Source organism: Bradyrhizobium sp. McL0616 (assembly GCF_049993385.1).
Taxonomy (GTDB): Bacteria; Pseudomonadota; Alphaproteobacteria; order Rhizobiales; family Xanthobacteraceae; genus Bradyrhizobium.
In genome coordinates this window covers 146895-164830 of the sequence record NZ_CP188255.1, presented here as the reverse complement: position 1 = coordinate 164830, position 17936 = coordinate 146895, and the positions used below count along the sequence as shown (strand labels likewise).

The 17936-nt window shown below is 64.3% G+C and carries 15 protein-coding genes; 7 read left to right on the top strand and 8 right to left on the bottom strand.

Features of this window, described 5'->3' with window-relative positions; translation table 11 throughout:
- Window positions 1–16: 16 nt before the first annotated feature.
- Window positions 17–529 (bottom strand): DUF2244 domain-containing protein, encoded by a 513-nt coding sequence (locus ACPPVR_RS00750; protein ID WP_426612407.1) that lies wholly within the window; start codon window positions 527–529, stop codon window positions 17–19.
- 22 nt (window positions 530–551) lie between these two features.
- On the opposite strand from ACPPVR_RS00750, the gene nth reads away from it, so the two are divergent.
- From nth to ACPPVR_RS00735, 3 genes are read left to right on the top strand one after another with little or no spacing between them, the layout of a single operon-like run.
- Window positions 552–1322 (top strand): endonuclease III, encoded by a 771-nt coding sequence (gene nth / locus ACPPVR_RS00745; protein ID WP_426612406.1) that lies wholly within the window; start codon window positions 552–554, stop codon window positions 1320–1322.
- A gap of 57 nt (window positions 1323–1379) precedes the next feature.
- A complete protein-coding gene (locus ACPPVR_RS00740; protein WP_426612405.1) occupies window positions 1380–2519 on the top strand; it encodes an HlyD family secretion protein in 1140 nt (379 codons plus the stop codon).
- On the top strand, window positions 2506–4134 hold the full coding sequence (locus ACPPVR_RS00735) for an MFS transporter (RefSeq protein ID WP_426612404.1): 1629 nt from the start codon (window positions 2506–2508) through the stop codon (window positions 4132–4134). Before ACPPVR_RS00740 ends, ACPPVR_RS00735 begins: the two co-directional genes overlap by 14 nt.
- Before the next feature lie 6 nt (window positions 4135–4140).
- Here the strand turns inward: ACPPVR_RS00735 and ACPPVR_RS00730 are convergent, their stop codons facing one another.
- On the bottom strand, window positions 4141–4881 hold the full coding sequence (locus ACPPVR_RS00730; protein ID WP_426612403.1) for a sulfate transporter family protein: 741 nt from the start codon (window positions 4879–4881) through the stop codon (window positions 4141–4143).
- 86 nt (window positions 4882–4967) lie between these two features.
- On the bottom strand, window positions 4968–6140 hold the full coding sequence (locus ACPPVR_RS00725) for a hypothetical protein (RefSeq protein ID WP_426612402.1): 1173 nt from the start codon (window positions 6138–6140) through the stop codon (window positions 4968–4970).
- Window positions 6141–6428: 288 nt separating this feature from the next.
- Between ACPPVR_RS00725 and ACPPVR_RS00720 the strand changes: the two genes are divergently transcribed.
- The gene (locus ACPPVR_RS00720) at window positions 6429–8084 is read left to right on the top strand and encodes a S53 family peptidase (RefSeq protein WP_426612401.1); all 1656 of its coding nucleotides are present in this window, start codon (window positions 6429–6431) and stop codon (window positions 8082–8084) included.
- 151 nt (window positions 8085–8235) lie between these two features.
- On the opposite strand, the gene ACPPVR_RS00715 is transcribed toward ACPPVR_RS00720, so the two are convergent.
- Together ACPPVR_RS00715 and ACPPVR_RS00710 are read right to left on the bottom strand one after the other, a co-directional pair.
- Window positions 8236–9651 carry an MFS transporter gene (locus tag ACPPVR_RS00715; RefSeq protein ID WP_426612400.1) on the bottom strand — a complete coding sequence of 472 codons (1416 nt, stop codon included), beginning with the start codon at window positions 9649–9651 and terminating at the stop codon, window positions 8236–8238.
- 319 nt (window positions 9652–9970) lie between these two features.
- Window positions 9971–10903 carry a LysR family transcriptional regulator gene (locus ACPPVR_RS00710; protein WP_426612399.1) on the bottom strand — a complete coding sequence of 311 codons (933 nt, stop codon included), beginning with the start codon at window positions 10901–10903 and terminating at the stop codon, window positions 9971–9973.
- A gap of 104 nt (window positions 10904–11007) precedes the next feature.
- Here ACPPVR_RS00710 and ACPPVR_RS00705 point away from each other — a divergent pair, with 104 nt between their 5' ends.
- Both ACPPVR_RS00705 and ACPPVR_RS00700 read left to right on the top strand, forming a co-directional pair.
- Window positions 11008–12183 carry a CoA transferase gene (locus ACPPVR_RS00705; protein WP_426612398.1) on the top strand — a complete coding sequence of 392 codons (1176 nt, stop codon included), beginning with the start codon at window positions 11008–11010 and terminating at the stop codon, window positions 12181–12183.
- Window positions 12180–13127: a hydroxymethylglutaryl-CoA lyase gene (locus ACPPVR_RS00700; protein ID WP_426612397.1), complete on the top strand. Its 948-nt coding sequence runs from the start codon at window positions 12180–12182 to the stop codon at window positions 13125–13127. Before ACPPVR_RS00705 ends, ACPPVR_RS00700 begins: the two co-directional genes overlap by 4 nt.
- 72 nt (window positions 13128–13199) lie before the next feature.
- On the opposite strand, the gene nikR is transcribed toward ACPPVR_RS00700, so the two are convergent.
- Together nikR and ACPPVR_RS00690 are read right to left on the bottom strand one after the other, a co-directional pair.
- Window positions 13200–13646 carry a nickel-responsive transcriptional regulator NikR gene (nikR, locus tag ACPPVR_RS00695; RefSeq protein ID WP_426612396.1) on the bottom strand — a complete coding sequence of 149 codons (447 nt, stop codon included), beginning with the start codon at window positions 13644–13646 and terminating at the stop codon, window positions 13200–13202.
- Between the two features lie 187 nt (window positions 13647–13833).
- Window positions 13834–16284: a heavy metal translocating P-type ATPase gene (locus ACPPVR_RS00690; protein WP_426612395.1), complete on the bottom strand. Its 2451-nt coding sequence runs from the start codon at window positions 16282–16284 to the stop codon at window positions 13834–13836.
- Between the two features lie 50 nt (window positions 16285–16334).
- Between ACPPVR_RS00690 and ACPPVR_RS00685 the strand changes: the two genes are divergently transcribed.
- Window positions 16335–16610 carry a metal-sensitive transcriptional regulator gene (locus ACPPVR_RS00685; RefSeq protein ID WP_007598521.1) on the top strand — a complete coding sequence of 92 codons (276 nt, stop codon included), beginning with the start codon at window positions 16335–16337 and terminating at the stop codon, window positions 16608–16610.
- Between the two features lie 213 nt (window positions 16611–16823).
- Here ACPPVR_RS00685 and ACPPVR_RS00680 read toward each other — a convergent pair whose 3' ends face one another.
- Complete coding sequence (locus ACPPVR_RS00680) at window positions 16824–17786, bottom strand: YiiX/YebB-like N1pC/P60 family cysteine hydrolase (RefSeq protein WP_426612394.1); 963 nt, start codon at window positions 17784–17786, stop codon at window positions 16824–16826.
- Window positions 17787–17936: the final 150 nt, after the last annotated feature.

The window sequence follows — 17936 nt, the reverse complement described above, 5'->3', positions numbered from 1 at the left end:
GTTTTCCGACCCGGAATCAGGAGACCGGATTGTAGATCGGGCCGCGCCTTGCGGCGTTCAGCGCCTCGACCAAGGCTTTGTAAAAACTTGCCTTTTCCTCCGGCCCCAAAAAGCCGGCGATCTGGAGCCGGCGGCCGCGCGAGATCAAATAGAGGTGCTCGAGCCCAAAATCCTCGTCGATCTCCTGGTCGAGCCGGACCCAGAGCGGGTTGAAGGTCCATTCGGCGACCTGGCCGCGGTGGCTCACGCGCCGCACGCGCAGCTCCGACGGCGTGACGATGATTTCTTCGCTCGCCCGCGCGTCGCGGAAATTGACCTTGAAGGCCCACCAGATCACCAGCACGTTGAGGCCGAAGAAGCCGAACACTGGCCATGCCCCCATCATCAGGAACACCAGGCCGGTGACGAAGCTGACCACGCTCAGGAACAGCATCACGGCGAGAAAGCCGGTGCGGTTTAGCGAGCGGTGTGGCGTCAGGCGCGCAGAGAGGATCAGCACCTCGGGCTCAATTTCGTTGCCTGTGCTCATCGTCCCTCAGTATATCCTGATCATGGCGAAAATCATCCGCAAGCCGGTCCCGCCCAAGGCGGCCGTGACGAAGAAAAAGGCAAAGACAGCCGCAGCGAAGCCGAAGGCGCGTCCGAAGGCGGCGAAGACCAACGCTGTAAAGTCCAAGCCGACAAAACCTTGGACGCCAGCCGAGATCCACGAGGTCTTCAGTCGCTTCCGCAAGGCCAATCCGGAGCCAAAGGGCGAGCTCGAGCACGTCAATCCGTTCACGCTGTTGGTCGCCGTGGTGCTGTCGGCGCAGGCAACCGATGCCGGGGTCAACAAGGCGACACGCGCATTGTTTGAGGTCGCCGACACCCCGCAAAAGATGCTCGATCTCGGCGAGGAACGCCTGCGCGAGTACATCAAGACCATCGGCCTCTACCGCACCAAGGCAAAGAACGTGATCGGGCTGTCGGCAAAACTGCTGAGCGAATTCGGTGGCGAGGTGCCGCACACGCGCGCGGAGATCGAGTCATTGCCCGGCGCAGGGCGCAAGACCGCCAATGTCGTGCTCAACATGGCCTTCGGCGAGCATACGATGGCGGTCGACACGCATGTTTTCCGGCTCGGCAACCGCACCGGGCTCGCGCCCGGCAAGACGCCGCTGGAGGTCGAGCTCGGGCTGGAAAAAATCATCCCGTCCGAATTCATGCTGCATGCACATCACTGGCTGATCCTGCACGGGCGCTACATCTGCCTCGCGCGAAAGCCGCGCTGCGAGGTATGCCTGATCAACGATCTTTGCCGATGGCCTGAGAAGACGGTCTGAGGCAGTATTCGCCATCGTTCCGCGCGATGTGAAGCAAGTCAGTTTTGGGGTCATGTCGTGAGTCAACAGGAACAAGTCCCGTCACCTCGGCCGGCCGCTCCGGCGCCGGCGGCGCAATCAAAGCCAACGCAGCGGCCGGCGAGCTCGCTGTGGAGCCGGCTCGCGATCCCGCTGTTTGCCGTTATCGTGGCGCTCGCCTTCGTCGCGCTGGCGACGCTGCGCTTCGACGAATGGGTTGGCGATGCAGTGATCCAGACCACCAATGATGCCTATGTGCGCTCCGAGCTGACGCGGCTTGCGAGCCGTGTCTCCGGCGAGGTGCTGACCGTCGCGGTGACTGACTTCCAGCGCGTCAAGGCCGGCGACCTCCTGATCCAGATCGACCCCGCCGACTACGAGGCCCAGGTCGCACAGTCCGAAGCCGCGGTTGCCGCAGCGCAAGCCGTGTTCGACAATCTGGCCAACCAGATCGAGCTGCAATATGCGACGATCGCGCAGGCCGAGGCGGCACGGCTGTCGGCGGAAGCGCTCGAGGTCGAGGCCAAGCAGGAGCAGGATCGCCAGCAATCGCTGACGCAGACCGAATCCGGCACGCGGCAGCGTCTCGAGCAGGCAGTCGCGGGTCTTGCCAAGGCGCAAGCTGACGTGCGCGCGAGCCGCGCCGTGATCGCCGCCCAGCAGCATCAGCTCGAAGTCCTGCAAGGCACCAGGAAGCAGCGCGCCGCCGATCTCGATGCAGCCAAGGCGACGCTGGCGAGCGTCAAGCTCAAGCTCGGCTATACCAGGATCACAGCGCCGTTCGACGGCGTCGTCGGCGAGCGCCAGGTCCAGCCCGGCGACTACGTCAATATCGGCACCAACCTCATCAACGTGGTGCCGTTGCCAAAGGTCTATGTGATCGCGAACTACAAGGAGACGCAGCTCACGCACGTCGCACCCGGGCAGCCGGTCGAGATCACCGTCGACAGTTTTTCGCGCGAAAAGCTGCGCGGCAAGGTCGAGCGCATCGCCCCCGCGACCGGCGCGCAGGTCGCGCTGCTGCCGCCGGACAACGCCACCGGCAATTTCACCAAGGTCGTGCAGCGCATTCCCGTCCGCATCCAGTTCGACGACAACCAGCCCTTGCTGGCGCGGCTCGTGCCGGGCATGTCGGTCGTCACCAGCATCGACACGAAGGGCTCGGATGGCGGCAAATGACGATGCCGGCCACGGGCCGATTTCGCGCGGCGGCCTGGCCCCCCAGCCGCTGTTTGCGGTCGCCGCCGTGCTGCTCGGCTCGTTCCTGACCAATGTCGACAGCCGCCTGACCACGGTAGGCCTGCCCGATCTGCGCGGCGCGTTCTCGCTCTCATTCGACGAGGGCGCGTGGCTCTCCACCGCCGGCATCGGCTCGCAGATTCTCATCGCGCCGGCGGTGCCGTGGCTTGCGACGGTGTTCGGCCTGCGGCGTGTGCTCGGCATTCCGAGCCTGGTCTATGCCGTCATCTCGCTTATCGTCCCGTTGGTGCGCGACTATCAGACACTGATGGTCCTCAGTGTGGTGCACGGCTTGTTGCTCGGCACCTTCGTCCCGGCGACGCTGATGATCGTGTTCCGCAATCTGCCGACCCGCTGGTGGCTGCCGGCGATCGCGCTCTATTCGATCCGCGTCGGCTTTGCGTTTGATACGTCGAGCTCTCTGGTCGGCTTTTATGTCGACCACCTCGGCTGGCAATGGGTGTACTGGCAGAGCGTCGTGCTGGCGCCCTTGATGGGCCTGATGGTCTATCTGGGCACGCCGAACGACCCGGTCAATCGCGTGCTGATGCGCGAGGCTGATTGGGGCGGCATGCTGCTGCTCGGCGCATCGGTCTCGATGATCTATGCCGGCCTCGACCAGGGCAATCGCCTCGACTGGCTGGGATCCGGCACGGTGATGGCGCTGCTTGTCGGTGGCGGCGCGCTGTTTGTGGCTTTTCTCGTCAACGAGGCACTGGCGCGCCAGCCCTGGGCGCATGTGAACGTGCTGTTCTCGCGCAATATCGGATTGGGGCTGATCCTGATCCTGCTCTACACGCTGACGTCGCTGTCCAACTCGTCACTGGTGCCGAATTTCCTGGGCAACGTCGTCCTGCTCCTGCCCGAGCAGAGCGGCCTGCTGCTGCTCACCTATGGCGCGCTGCCGATGTTCGTGCTGGTGCCGATCTCGATCTGGCTGCTACGGCATTTCGATGCGCGGCTGGTGGTGGTCGTCGGATTTGCCTGCTTTGCCGCAGCCAATCTCTGGGGCACCCAGATCACCCACGACTGGGCCCGGGAGGATTTCATCGGCATCGTCCTGCTCCAGGCGATTGGACAGTCGCTCACCTTGCTGCCGCTCATCATCACACTGCTGTCGAACTCCGATCCGAGCCGTGCGACCTCCTTTGCCGCCTATATTCAAGTCATGCGGCTCGGCGGCGCCGAGATCGGCGTGGCGCTGATGGGAACGTGGCTGCGCGTCCGCGAGCAGGTCCATTCCTTCTATATCGGCCAGAACCTGGAAGTCGGCGACGTCAACGTCGTGCGCGCACTCAAGCAGCTGGCCGACCAGTTCGCGGCCCATGGCGCGGGCTACGCCCCGGCGCGCGCGCTGGGCACGCTCGCAAGCTTCGTACAGCGCGAGGCCAATGTGCTCGCTTATATCGACGGCTTCTGGCTGTGCTTCTGGCTGGCGATGGCCGCGCTCGGCTTCATCGCGCTGATCACCCGCGCACCGCCCGGCCCATTCACGCCGGCGCCGTTCGGCTTCGCTAAGATGCTGCTGCGCAAATGCGGGGTGAAGGTCGCGTAATCGTCGTCACCGCATCTGCCGTGCCGGCTCGATCAGCTCGGGCCGTGATCCGGACAGGCGCTTGTGCATGTGGACCATGAAGGCCATACCAAAAATAGGCGTCGCCAGATTGACGATCGGGATCGAGACGAAGGCCGCGATGATCAGACCGGCGGTGAAGATCGTGGCGGCATTGTCGCGCCGCATCGCCTTGGCCTCCTCCGGCGAGCGGAAGCGCATCGCCGCGAGCTCGAAATATTCGCGGCCCAATAGCCACGCAGCGGCGAGGAAGAAGATCAGGAAACCGGCGCCGGCCAGGAACACGAAGGGCAGCGCGATCAGATAGACCAGGATCGTCAACAGCGCGGTCTTGATGCCCTCGTAGATCGCCTTGTTGAAGGGCAGCGCGGTACCCGGCCGCTCGGCGGGATAATATTCGCGCTCGACGATATCGGCGACGTCGTCGACGAACAGGCTCGCCACCAGCGAGGTAATCGCCGGCATCAGGAAGACACTGCCGAACACGACGCCAAGACCCGCCGCGATCGAGATGATCCAGGCGAGCACTTCCAGCGAGGAGTGCCAGCTCGGCCCAAGCAGGCCCTCGAGCCAGACCTCGCCATAGGTGGCGAACCAGCTCAACAGCCGCTGCAGCCCGATCGCCAGCACGATGATCAGCACCAAGGCGACACCGATCGATCGCCACAGGATCGAGCGCATCGGCGGCGAGATCATTTGCGACAGCGCCTTCACGGCGGCATCCAGCATGGAACTACCCCTCACATAATCACCCGCGAGAGGTAGACACCCCGGGCCGCTTCGGCAAGGGACGCTGACCTAGCAATGCCTGCGGCTTAACGCTCTGCCGCGATCGTCGCCCAGCAGGTGATGGCGCTGCAAACCGTGCTCCAGCGGCCGAACCCCTTGTAGATCTGGGCGGCGACCTGCTCCTGCTGCTTCAGCGTGCCCTCGGCCTTGATCTGCGGATCGGAGACGTTGCGGATCGCAAGCCAGCGCGGCGCCTTGGCGCCCATCTCCTGGGCCACGAGGCCGAGGATGGCATCGCCCATCTCGGAGACATCGCCGAGCCCCTGCAGATGGAAATGATTGTCCGAGGTGTCGAAGCCGAAGAAGTCGGTCGTGACCACGGAGGACGACAGGCCACTCGGCTTGACGACGAAAATCTTCGGCGCCCTGGTGTTGTCTTTCGGCAATTGCGCGGCATTGGCCTTGAACAGCGTTTTGGCCTGCGCGAACTTTTTCGTCACGGCCGACTTGCTGGAGAAATGCTCCTGGGCAAAAGGCTGCTTCTTGAATTTCGACAGGCAATCAAAGCGGACGATCGGGCTGACGACGACGTCGCCGACCTCGACCTGCTTGCCGATGCCGCCAGCCGTGCCGGTGGTGATGACGAGCGAGGGCTGCACCTCGGTGATGATCTGGCGCCAGACATCGATGTTCGGCAGTTGCGGGCCGTCCTGCGACATGTGCGAGTCGGATTTGAAGACCACGACCTTCTTCTTGCCGATCGTCGTGGTCCAGTAGGTGCCGAGCCGCTTCAGCTCGGTGGCCGGACAGCCGTTGCGCATCTTCTTGGAGATAGCAGCGTAATTATGCGTGTAGGGCACGTAATCGTTGCGGGAATCCTTGCCCGGCGTCAGCACGCGGCTGAGCGCGTGGCCCTCGTCGACGGTCCAGGTCACGACCAGCACGTCGGCGCGCGGCAGCGGGCCCTTGCCATTGCCTTTCGGCTTCGGTCCGGTCTGCGGCGCCAATCCCTTGGGCCAGGGAATGTCGGTGAAGCGCGACAGCCCGGTCGAGGTCGAGAAGGCCAGGAACGCGCGGCCTTCGTCCGATTCGGAATCGAAATCGATGATCTCGCGCTGAAAGTCTTCCGCCGTGGCCTTCGCGGTCTTCTTCACGGCGGCGTCAGCGATGCGCTTGACCATAAAGGTATCGCGCGGCGGCGGATTCGTGATCGGATCGAACCCAAGATTTCTCTCAACCCATTTGCGGTCAGCCAGCATCGCATGGTCTCCGCCAATTGTTTTTGACCAACGTCTGTTTTTGACAAGCGTCTTGTATTGGTCGGCCAAGCGGCTCGATGGTTGCAATCTTAGATCGAATTTGTCGGCAGCGAATGGTCCAGGCTATTGACCAATTCCGTGCCGATTTGAGCCTGCCGAGGATTTGACCCGTCAAACAAGAGTTGTTCTGAAAAAAACTTCGCTCAATATCTGAACCAATTGGCTGGTGAGATTACACCTATAGTTGAGATGCGGCAATCAACCTTCCAATCACAAACGGAGGAAATCATGGCAAGCTCGACTAAGCGTGTCGCGCTGGTGAACAGCGCACGGAAATTGCCGAAGGGGGCCAAGCTCGTCGGCGCGGCCGACCCCAAGCAGGAAATCGAGATCAGCGTTCGCCTGCGCGCCAAGCGTGCCGACGACGAGAAGGTGATGGCGCTCGGCGCGCAACCGCCGCGCGAACGAGAATATCTTTCCCGCGCCGAGTTTGCCGAGGAGATGGGCGCCGATACGGCCGACGTCGCCAAGCTCGACGATTTCGCCCATCATCACGAGCTCAACGTCAAGAGCGTGCACCTGGCCTCCCGCACGGTGAAGCTGACCGGCACGGTGAAGGCGATGAGCGCGGCCTTCGGCGTCAAGCTCAACAAGGTCAGGCATGACGGCGCGACCTATCGCATGCGCAAGGGCAATGTGCAGATCCCGGCCGAACTCGAAGGTATCGTGGTCGGTGTGCACGGCCTGGACAACCGGCCCGTGGCGCAGCCGCACTTCCGGCGCAGGGCCGCCGAGAAAGGGTCGACCAAGGGCGGGACCGCGCGCGCAGGGCAGGGCGGCAGCTTCTCGGTCGAACAGATCGCGCAGCTCTACAATTTCCCGGGCGGAGAGACTGGCGCCGGCCAGTGCATCGCTATCATCGAGCTCAACGACATCGACCAGAAGGGTCATCCCACGGGCGCCGGCTACAAGACGTCGGACCTGAAGACCTTCTTCAAGAAGGCCGGCATCCCGATGCCGCAGATCGCGCCGGCAAGCGTCGATGGCGGCGCCAACAAGCCCGGCCATTCCGACGCCGATGGCGAGGTCGTGCTCGACATCGAGGTGGCCGGCGCGATCGCGCCCGGCGCCAGGATCGTGGTCTATTTCGCGCCCAACACCACCAACGGCTTCATCGACGCGGTGAAGGCCGCGGTCCACGACACAGCGCGAAAGCCCTCGGTGATCTCGATCAGCTGGGGCGGACCGGAAGATCCGGCCGGCTCGCAGCAATTCGTCGACGGCCTGAACGAAGCGATTCGTGACGCCGCGGCGATGGGCGTCACCGTCTGCGTCGCCTCCGGCGACAATGGCTCGGCCGACATGGCGCAGGGATGGGACGGCAAGCCGCATGCGGACTTCCCGGCCTCCAGCCCGTTCGCGCTCGCCTGTGGCGGAACGAACCTGAAGGCCTCGAATGGTTCGATCACCGAAGTCGTCTGGAACGGTGGTCCGCAAGACGGCGCGGGTGGCGGCGGCGTCAGCATCGTGTTCCCGCGGCCGCAATACCAGGCCAACGCCCATGTGCCGAAATCACCGTCGCATTCGGTGGGGCGCGGCTTGCCCGACGTCGCCGGCGACGCCGATCCCGCGACCGGCTACCAGATCTTCCTCAACGGCGTCGTCACCACCATCGGCGGAACCAGCGCGGTGGCGCCATTGATGGCGGGGTTGATCGCCCGCATCAACGAGGCCACGACCAAGAAATTCGGCAAGACGGTCGGCTTCATCAACCCGCTGATCTACGCCTCGCACGCGCACGGCGTGTTCCGCGACATCACGGTCGGCAACAACGACATCACCGGCTCCCTGCACGGCATGTACAAGGCCGGCCCCGGCTGGGATGCCTGTTCCGGCCTCGGCGTCCCCAACGGCGCGGCGTTGCAGAATCTGCTCGCGGCGTAGACCGAGACGTTCTCCCCTCTCCCCGTCGTTGCGGGGAGAGGCTCTCTCCTCCGTCATTGCGAGCGCAGCGAAGCAATCCAGACTGCCTCCAAGGAAACAGCTTGGATTGCTTCGCTGCGCTCGCAATGATGAACTCGGGGCGCGACGCGGGCTACACCGCATCCAGCGGCTTGCCGCGCACGTTCGGGCCGAACAGCGTCATCGCGATCACCACGATCAGCATCGCCGCGGTAATCAGGCCGAACACGCCAGTGATGCCGGCCTCCTTCAGCATGTAGGCGACGATGAAGCCCGAGAAGGTCGCGGAGAGCCGGCTCATCGAATAGACGAGGCCGGAGGCCTGCGCCCGGATCTGGGTCGGGAACACCTCGGTCTGATAGGCGTGATAGGCGTAGGACATCGTGGTGTTGCAGGCGGTCAGCAGCACGCCGCAGACGATCAGCACGCCAGGCTCGGTCAGTCGCGCGAACGCCATGCCGAAGATGATGATGGCGATGCAGGCGCCGGCGATGATCCATCGGCGCTCGAATTTGTCGGCGAAGCTTGCGGCAAGCAGCGGCGCGATCGGATAGGCGAAGGCGACGATGAAGGAATATTGCAGGCTCTTGGTGACGGTGATGCCCTTCTCCACCAGCAGCGTCGGCACCCAATTGGCGAAGCCATAGAAGCCGAAGGCCTGGCAGAGGTTGAACACCATGAAGAGGACGACGAGCGAGAGATAAGGCGGTCGGAACAGATCGGCGAAGCGGACGCGCGCCGTCGAGGGCGCAGCCTGGCGCGCGGCCGGCATCAGGGGGCGTGAGCCCGCGCCGCCATTTGCGGCCTCCAGCGTCGCCATGATGCGAAGCGCTTCGTCGTTGCGGCCGTGGCGCGCGAGCCAGAGCGGGCTCTCGGGCAGGAACAGCCGCACCACCCAGACGATCATGCTGGCGGCGGCGCCGATCAGCACCACCCAGCGCCAGCCTTCGACGCCGTAAGGCGCGAGCGGCACCAGCCACCAGGCCAGGAAGGCGACGACGGGCACCGCGATGAACATGATCGACTGGTTCACTGCGAAGGCGCGTCCGCGCATCCGGCTCGGTACGAGCTCGGTGATGTAGGCGTCGATGGTGATGACCTCGACGCCGATCCCGATGCCGGCGAGGAAGCGCCAGAACAGCAAGCCTTCCGACGAGGTCTGGCAGGCCATGATCACGGATGCTGCGGTGTAGCCGAGCAGCGCGTAGGTGAAGATCGCGCGGCGGCCGAAACGGTCGGCGAGGAAGCCGAGAAAGAAGGTGCCGACGAACAGCCCGGCGAAGGTCGCGGCGACAAAGGCGCCGATGCCGGAGAAGCCGAAAAAGGCCGTTGTCGTCGTGCTCAGGAGACCGCTGCGGCTCAGGCCCGGCGCGATATAGCCGGTGAGGAACAGATCGTAGATCTCGAAGCAGCCGCCCAGCGAGAGCAGGATGACGAGCCGCCAGACGTAGGCCGTCCCCGGCATCGCCTCGAGCCGCCGCGAGATCTCATCGGGCGCCGATGGTGCAGCGCCGAGCTCAAAGCCTGTGTCGATGCCGACAACGCTCATGATGTCCTCCCCGTTGCGCGCAGATCGCGCGCGGTTCCCGGCGGCTCATCTCTGTAGTTGTTCGTGAACCTTGCCGGGCCGCGCCATGTTGGCGGGTCGAAGCCAGAAATCCAGACGAACATATCGATGGGAGCGTTCGAGATTTTCGAACTCGTCTGATGAGAGGCAGGGCAGTCGCCCGGCAAGCTAGGTCAGCTCTCCCACTTGCGGGGGAGGTCGGCGCGAAGCGCCGGGTGGGGGCTCGCTCCGCAATGGGGCAATCCCAATGTGGAGATACCCTCACCCCAGCCCTCTCCCGCAAGCGGGAGAGCACCGCTCCTCACTCCGCCAGCGTCGCCTGCCAGCCGCCGCTGCGCACCTGTTCTGCGATCAGCGCCAGCATCAGCCGGCGCATCTCTTCCATGGCGTAGGTCATCGGGCGGTTGCGCAGGTGGCAGAGGTAGAGTGTGCGGGTGAGTTTCGGCTCGATCACTTTGCGCGCGACCAGGCGGCCGGCCGCGAGCTCCTCGCGTGCGAACAGCTTTGTCGCGATGGTGCAGCCCAGTCCCTCGACCAGCGCGCCGGTCATGCCCGTGATCGAGTTGGCGTGCAGGATGGCGCTGCCTTCCAGCCGCTTGAGCAGGACCGGATCGTCGAGCAGCGCGCGCGACGTCAGGCCGAGGCCGTAGCGCAGCAGGATCAGCGGCAGCCGGTTCAGCTCCTCGAAGCGGATCGGGGTCTTGCCCTTGCCGACCAGCCTGGGAATGCCGACAAGGAACATCTCCTCTTCGAGCACCGGCTCCGTGATCAGCTCTTTTTCCGACGGCGGATTGTAGACCAGTGCCAGATCGACGCTGGAGATCATCAGATGCATCAGCGTCGCGCCCGACAGGCTCTCGGTGAGCGACAGTTTGAGCTTGGGATATTGGGTGAGCACCGTGCGCATCAGCTCGACGCCGATCGCCTTGACGCCGGAATTGGCCATGCCGATGGAGATATCGCCGGCAATGACGCGGGCGCCCTCGCGGACCTCGGTCTCGGCCTCCGCCATCGCGCGCAGGATGATGCGGGCATGCTCGTAAAGCCGCTCGCCGGCCGCCGTCGGTTCCATGCCGCGCGGCTTGCGCTCGAACAGCGGCGTTGCGAATTCGGCCTCCAGATTGGAGATATGATGGCTCAGCGCGGACTGTGCGACGTTGACCTGGTCGGCCGCGCGCGACAGGTTCCGCTGCTCGTAGACGGCAATGAAATAGCGGAGCTGGCGTGAATCCATGGGGATGAAGCGTTCTATAAGCGCGAAGGCAATCTTCGACAGATTATATTTTTCAGAAGGCTTGTGAAGGCCTAGTCTTCGGGCGAACAAACAGGGAGAGACTCATGACTGAGGCCGGATTGCCGCTCGAGGGCGTGCGGGTGGTCGAGATGACCCACATGGTCATGGGTCCGACCTGCGGCATGATCCTCGCGCAGCTCGGCGCCGAGGTGATCAAGGTCGAGCCACCCGCCGGCGACAAGACCCGCTCCCTCGGCGGCATGGGCACGGCGTTCTTTCCGCTGTTCAATCGCGGCAAGCGCAGTGTCGTGCTGGACTTCGAAAAGGCGGAGGACCGCGACACCATGCACCGGCTGCTCGAGACGGCCGATGTGTTCCTGGAGAATTTTCGTGATGGCCAGCTCGAGAAGCAGGGGCTCGGCACCGAGGAACTGCGCCGCCTTCATCCGCATTTGATCGTCGCCGGCCACAAGGGCTTTCTGTCCGGCCCCTATGAGCATCGCCCCGCGCTCGACGAGGTCGTGCAGATGATGTCGGGTCTCGCCGCTATGACCGGCACCAAAGCGAAGCCGCAGCGCGTCGGCTCCTCCGCCAACGACATCATGGGCGGCATGTTCGGCGTGATCGCGATTCTCGCCGCGCTATACCAGAAGCGTGAGGGCAAACGCGACGGCGCCAACATCCGCATCGGCCTGTTCGAGAACTGCCTGTTCCTGGTCGCCCAGCACATGGTCGAATACGAGATGACCGGCAACAAGCCGCGCTCGATGCCGGAGCGCGAGCACGCCTGGCCGATCTACGACATTTTCGATGCCGCCGGCGATGGACGCATCTTCATCGGCGTCGTGACCGAGGGCCATTGGCAGAGCTTTTGCCGGGAGTTCGGCCTTGCGGAATTCCTCGATGACCCGAGTTTGCGCACCACGACCGATCGCATCCTGGCGCGGCCGCGGATCCTTCCGCGCGTGGCCGAGATCATCAGGCAGCGGGACGTGGCAGAGCTGTCGCAAAGGCTCGACGCACTCAACATCTGCTTTTCGCCGATCAACCGACCCGAAGATCTCCTCACCGACCCGCATGTGCTGCGGCCGGGCGGGCTCGTCACCAATATCACCGCCGACGGCAAGCCGTTCCATGTGCCGGCACTGCCGCTCGAATGGAATGGCAGCCATCTTGGCGAAGGCCTGAAGGTCGCGCCGCTTGGCGCCGACACGTCGGCCGTTCGCGCCGAAATCGACAAGGACGACGCTACGTCAAAAGCCGCTGGGAGGCGCGCATGAGCCGGATCGAGACCATTTACCCCGCGGATCGTGTCAGCCTGCGCGAGGTCGGCCTGCGCGACGGGCTCCAGCTCGTGAAGAAAATTCCGTCCACCGAGGCGAAGCAGCGCTGGGTGCGCGAGGAATACGCCGCCGGCGTGCGGCATTTCGAGGTCGGCTCGTTCCTGCCGGCAAAGACCTTTCCGCAATTCGTCGATGTTCGCGATGTGATTGCAACGGTAGCCGGTCTGCCCGGCGCCCATGGTATCGCGCTTGCGCTCAATGAGCGTGGGGTGAACGAGGCGCTGGAGTCCGGCGTCGGAGAGATTGCCTCGGTGGTTTCCGCGACCGAGGAGCACAGCCAGGCCAATGCGCATCGCTCGCGCGACTCCGCGATCGCCAATGTGAAGCGGCTGTGCGAGATGCGCGATGCGAGCGCGCACAAGCCGCTCGTGAATGCTGCGATCTCGATGGCACTGGGCTGCTCCATCACCGGCGCGGTCGATCCTGTCGAGGTGCTGCGGTTGGTCGACAAGTGCCTTGAGGTTGGCGTCGATTTCGTCGCGATCGCCGACACCGTCGGCTATGCCGGTCCAAAGCACGTGGCCGAATTGTCGCGCGCTGCGGTCAAGCTTGCAGGGTCGAAGCCGATCTGCATCCATCTCCACGACACCCGCGGCATGGGTATCGCCAATGCCGCCGCCGCGCTGGACGAAGGCGTCCGTATCCTCGACGGCTCGCTCGGCGGCCTCGGCGGCTGCCCGTTCGCGCCCGGAGCAACCGGCAATGTCGTGTTCGAGGATCTCGTGTTCCTCTGCGAGAGCAAAGGATTTGCGACGGGCATCGATCTTGAGAAGCTGATTGCCGTGCGCAGGATTTTGCGCGAGGAGATGCCAAACGAGCAGCTCTACGGCGGTCTCGCGCGCGCCGGCTTACCAAGCGGGAATGCAGCGAAGGCGGCGTAATGCTCCGAGCGCGCTGCTCTTTCCTTCTCCCCTTGTAGGGGGAGAGGGAAACGCACCGTCTATGCGGCTTGCCTACTCATGCCGGTGCCCATGCTTCCGCACCTTCGCCGGCTTGCCCTCGCCCGTCGGGATCATCACCACACGCCCGTAGCGCACGCCGCGTTCGGCGATGATGTGGTCGGCGAAATGCTTGACCTCGTCCGCTGAGCCCTTCAACGCCGTCATCTCCATGCAATTGTTCTCGTCGAGATGGACGTGCAACGTCGCCAGCGCGAGGTCGTGATGGCCGTGGAATTCCTGCACCAGGCGCTTTGAAAGATCGCGGGCGGCGTGGTCGTAGACATAGACGAGGCCGGCGACGCAGGGGCCGGTCTGCGCGGTGTCCTCAGTGCTCTGTTGCAGGCCGGCCCGCGCAAGGTCGCGGATGATCTCGGAACGGTTCTGGTACCCGCGCGCTTCGGCCGCGGCATCGATCTCCGCCAGCAAATCGTCCTCGATCGTGATCGTAATCCGCTGCATCAGGTCCTCTCCGCGCGTCCCGCTCTTCTTACCTCGCCCCGCTTGCGGGGAGAGGTCGGAATTCGAGCGTAGCTTGAATTCCGGGTGAGGGGGACTCTCAGCGAATGCAACTCTTACCGTCCCTGTGGAGACTCCCCCTCACCCCGACCCTCTCCCCGCAAGCGGGGAGAGGGAGCGCACCTTCGCCTCACAGCCGCGTCGCGCGCAGACGCAGCGCATTCCCGACCACGCTCACCGACGACAGCGCCATCGCGGCGGCCGCGATGATCGGCGACAGCAGCACGCCGAAGGCCGGATAGAGAATGCCGGCGGCGATCGGAATGCCCGCGGCGTTGTAGATAAAGGCGAAGAACAGGTTTTGCCGGATATTGCTCATGGTCGCCTGCGACAATTTTCGCGCACGCACGATGCCGACAAGATCGCCCCTAAGCAGGGTGATGCCGGCGCTTTCCATCGCCACGTCGGTGCCGGTGCCCATGGCGATGCCGACTTCGGCCGCTGCCAGCGCCGGCGCGTCGTTGACGCCGTCTCCGGCCATCGCGACGCCGCGGCCGGCTTTTTGCAGCTTTGTCACCACGGCACTCTTCTGATCCGGCAGAACCTCGGCCTCGACATCGGCGATACCGAGCCTCCGCGCCACCGCTTCAGCCGTGGTGCGGTTGTCGCCCGTCAGCATGATCACCTTGATGCCTTCGGCCGCGAGTGCCTTCAGCGCCTCCGGCGTCGAAGCCTTGACCGGATCGGCGATCGCAAAGAGGCCGGCAAGTGCGCCGTCGACGGCCATGTTGATGACGGTGGCGCCGTCCTGACGCAGGCGTTCGGCCTCGGCGTCGAGCGGCTTGGTATCGATCCCGATCGACGACAGATATTTGGCATTGCCGAGCACGATGCTCTTGCCGTCGACCTGGCCGGTTGCGCCTTTGCCAGTCGGCGAGTCGAATTGCTCGACCTGGCCGAGCGCGAGCTGCTTCTCCTTCGCCGCGCGCATGATGGCGTCGGCGAGCGGATGCTCGCTGGCGCGTTCGACGCTGGCTGCGAGGCGAAGGATGTCGTCCTCCGCAAAGCCGGATGCCGGCACGATGGCAACGACCTTGGGCTTGCCTTCGGTGAGTGTGCCGGTCTTGTCGACCACGAGCGTGTCGATTGCCTCCATCCGCTCCAGCGCTTCGGCGTTCTTGATCAGAACACCTGCCTGCGCCCCGCGGCCGACGCCAACCATGATCGACATCGGGGTCGCCAAGCCAAGCGCGCAGGGGCAGGCGATGATCAGCACGCTGACGGCGGCGACGAGGCCGAAGGCCAGCCGCGGCTCTGGCCCGAACCAGGCCCACGCAGCGAAAGCGATAATGGCGACGAGGATCACCGTCGGCACGAACCAGCCCGCCACCTGGTCGGCCAGCCGCTGGATCGGCGCGCGCGAGCGCTGTGCGTCCGCCACCATCTGCACGATCTGCGACAGCAGCGTTTCGCGCCCGACCTTGTCGGCGCGCATGACGAAGCTGCCGGACTGGTTCAGCGTGCCCGCGATCACCTTGGCGCCGGTCTCCTTCGTGACCGGCATGGATTCGCCGGTGACGAGGGATTCATCGAGCGAGGAGCGGCCTTCGAGAATGGTTCCATCGACCGGCACCTTCTCGCCGGGACGAACGCGCAAGCTGTCGCCGGCATGCAGCGAATCGATCTCGACCTCATGCTCGTTGCCGTCGGCATCGACACGGCGCGCGGTCTTCGGGGCGAGCTGCAACAGCGCCTTGATCGCGCCTGACGTCGCATCGCGGGCGCGCAGCTCCAGCACCTGGCCGAGCAGCACCAGCACGGTGATGACCGCGGCGGCTTCGAAATAGACGGCGACCGCGCCTTCATGGCCGCGGAAGTTCGCTGGGAAAATCTGCGGCGCCAGCGTCCCGATCAGGCTGTAGACATAGGCGACGCCCGTGCCCATCGCGATCAGCGTGAACATGTTGAGGTTGCGCGTCAGCAGCGATTGCCAGCCGCGGACGAAGAACGGCCAGCCGGCCCAGACCACCACGGGCGTGGCGAAGACGAGCTGGATCCAGTTCGACAGTGTCGGGTCGATCCAGTTGTGCGGGCCGGCGAGGTGGCCACCCATCTCCAGCACGACAGGCGGCAACGCCAGTACGCCGCCGATCCAGAACCGCCGCGTCATGTCGGCGAGCTCCGGATTGGGTCCGCTATCCAGGCTCGCGATCTCCGGCTCCAGGGCCATGCCGCAGATCGGGCAGCTGCCTGGTCCGACCTGGCGGATCTCCGGATGCATCGGGCAGGTGTAGATCGTGCCCGCGGGCATCTCCGGCTCGGGCGTCTTGTCCTTGGTGAGATATTTGGCTGGATCAACAGCGAATTTGCTGCGGCAACCGGCCGAGCAGAAATGGAAGGTCTCGCCGTGATGCTCAAAGCGATGTTTTGAAGTCGCGGGATCGACCGTCATGCCGCAGACGGGATCGCGGACCTTGGTCGCGGCGTCACCGTGGTCGTGATGATGGTGGGCATGATCGCCGTTCCCGCCGCAGCATGAGGCGGCCGCAGGCTTGGCAGCGGGCGGCGTGGCCGTGGCGGAACAACCGCATCCGGTATGAGCATCCGAATTGTGGTGATGGCTGTGTTCGGGCTCGTTCATTCCCATGCTCCGGCCTTGCAACATATACCCTATGGGGGTATATAGACGGCATGCGCAAGGACATCAAGGCATCTGTCGGAAAACGTCTCGGCCGGATCGAGGGCCAGGTTCGCGGCCTCTCGAAAATGGTCGAGGAGGACCGCTACTGCATCGACATCGTGACGCAGATCTCGGCGGTCCGCGCCGCACTGCGCCGGGTTGAGGAAGAGGTTTTGAAGGACCACGTCGCCCATTGCGTCGAGCATGCCATCGCTAGTGGCGACAAGGCAGACCAGCGCGAGAAGATCGCGGAGCTGATGGCGGTGATTGGGCGGGCGGAAAGGTAGGCCCACGCAGTCGTCATTGCCTCGCTGCGCTTGCACTGACGTTGGAGGCAACGCGCGATATCTCTCCCCGGGTCGTCCCGGCGAAGGCCGGGACCCATAACCACAGGGAGGAGTTTGGCGAAGATTCGTCGTTCGGTATTCCTACCGCCCACAACCGATAGATCACGCGGTATGGGTCCCGGCCTTCGCCGGGACGACGTTGGGGTTGGCGCTCTAAGCCGCCATTCCCCGCGCGCGGAAGACCGCGAGCTCATTCAGCAGCACAAAATGCTCGGAGAAGGCGACGGCCATCTCCGCGGCCGCCTCACTCATCATTTGCTCAGCCGGAACTTCAGCCGGCGCTTCTTCGTCAATCGCTTCAGGAACGAGCGGCGGCGCACTGATCGCTTCTGGAAACACCCCGAATGAGCCGGCTACCTCCTCGAGCGGCTTTTGCTTGTCGGCCCAGTGCAGGGCGGTGTAGTCGAAGCCGTGCACGATGGTGGGTTTGACGACTTCGAAATAGGGCGAGATGTCGAAGTCGCGGGGCATATAGAGCGAGGAATCGCGGATGTGCAGGATCTCGCGGCGCGCGGCGCGGCTGCCGGCCTTGGTGATCTTCGGCAGGATCGGATAGCGCACGGCGTCGAAGGCCTGCGCGATCAGCGCCGAGCAGATGATCTTGGTTGGATCACCCGAGCCGATTGCGATCATGCGCCGCCGCCAGCGCTGCGGGATCGGCAGCGGAAACAGGAAGCGCATCAGGTCGATGATGTTCTTGGTGTCGTAGCCGAAGCCGATGCGGTTGATCGCATAGCGGCAGACCGTGGTGCGGTCCTCATAGGACAGCCCGACCGGGCGGCAGACGCGGGTGTGATAGGGGAAATATTTCGACAGCGGCGCCGAGGTGACGCCTTCGCCGATATTGGCCTCGATCAGCACGTGCGGCTCGCCGTTGGGTTCCACCGCGCCTTCGACCGGGCCGACATAGAGCGCGGCATGCGACCAGGTCGACTGCGTCAGATATTTGATGATGCCGGAAATGCGGTTGTTGCCCTCGACCAGCAGCACGTCGCCAGGCTCAATAACGCCGCGCAGGTGCTCCGGGTCGCTCGGCGTGAACGGCTCGTAGCCCGGCACCTCCTTCGAGAGGTACGCGGCAATCAGCTTGCCGACTGAATCTAGGACCGTCCCCATGAACTCCCCCCACGGCCTTTTCCGGCCGTCTTTTTCCTATCTCTATCATGGTCGAAACCTGTTGCAATTCGGTTCATGGCTCTGTGAGCTCAAGCACGATTGATTCACCATGATGGTTGCCGCGCAACATCAGATACGGCAAGGTTCGCT

Bases quoted from the DNA above. Each gene is read 5' to 3' on its own strand.
- ACPPVR_RS00735 (WP_426612404.1), top strand. From the start codon at position 2,506: ATGGCGGCAAATGACGATGCCGGCCACGGGCCGATTTCGCGCGGCGGC.
- ACPPVR_RS00720 (WP_426612401.1), top strand. From the start codon at position 6,429: ATGGCAAGCTCGACTAAGCGTGTCGCGCTGGTGAACAGCGCACGGAAA.
- ACPPVR_RS00685 (WP_007598521.1), top strand. From the start codon at position 16,335: ATGCGCAAGGACATCAAGGCATCTGTCGGAAAACGTCTCGGCCGGATC.
- ACPPVR_RS00730 (WP_426612403.1), bottom strand. From the start codon at position 4,881: ATGCTGGATGCCGCCGTGAAGGCGCTGTCGCAAATGATCTCGCCGCCG.
- ACPPVR_RS00710 (WP_426612399.1), bottom strand. From the start codon at position 10,903: ATGGATTCACGCCAGCTCCGCTATTTCATTGCCGTCTACGAGCAGCGG.
- nikR (WP_426612396.1), bottom strand. From the start codon at position 13,646: ATGCAGCGGATTACGATCACGATCGAGGACGATTTGCTGGCGGAGATC.
- ACPPVR_RS00715 (WP_426612400.1), bottom strand. From the start codon at position 9,651: ATGAGCGTTGTCGGCATCGACACAGGCTTTGAGCTCGGCGCTGCACCA.
- ACPPVR_RS00690 (WP_426612395.1), bottom strand. From the start codon at position 16,284: ATGAACGAGCCCGAACACAGCCATCACCACAATTCGGATGCTCATACC.
- ACPPVR_RS00705 (WP_426612398.1), top strand. From the start codon at position 11,008: ATGACTGAGGCCGGATTGCCGCTCGAGGGCGTGCGGGTGGTCGAGATG.
- ACPPVR_RS00725 (WP_426612402.1), bottom strand. From the start codon at position 6,140: ATGCTGGCTGACCGCAAATGGGTTGAGAGAAATCTTGGGTTCGATCCG.
- ACPPVR_RS00680 (WP_426612394.1), bottom strand. From the start codon at position 17,786: ATGGGGACGGTCCTAGATTCAGTCGGCAAGCTGATTGCCGCGTACCTC.
- nth (WP_426612406.1), top strand. From the start codon at position 552: ATGGCGAAAATCATCCGCAAGCCGGTCCCGCCCAAGGCGGCCGTGACG.
- ACPPVR_RS00750 (WP_426612407.1), bottom strand. From the start codon at position 529: ATGAGCACAGGCAACGAAATTGAGCCCGAGGTGCTGATCCTCTCTGCG.
- ACPPVR_RS00700 (WP_426612397.1), top strand. From the start codon at position 12,180: ATGAGCCGGATCGAGACCATTTACCCCGCGGATCGTGTCAGCCTGCGC.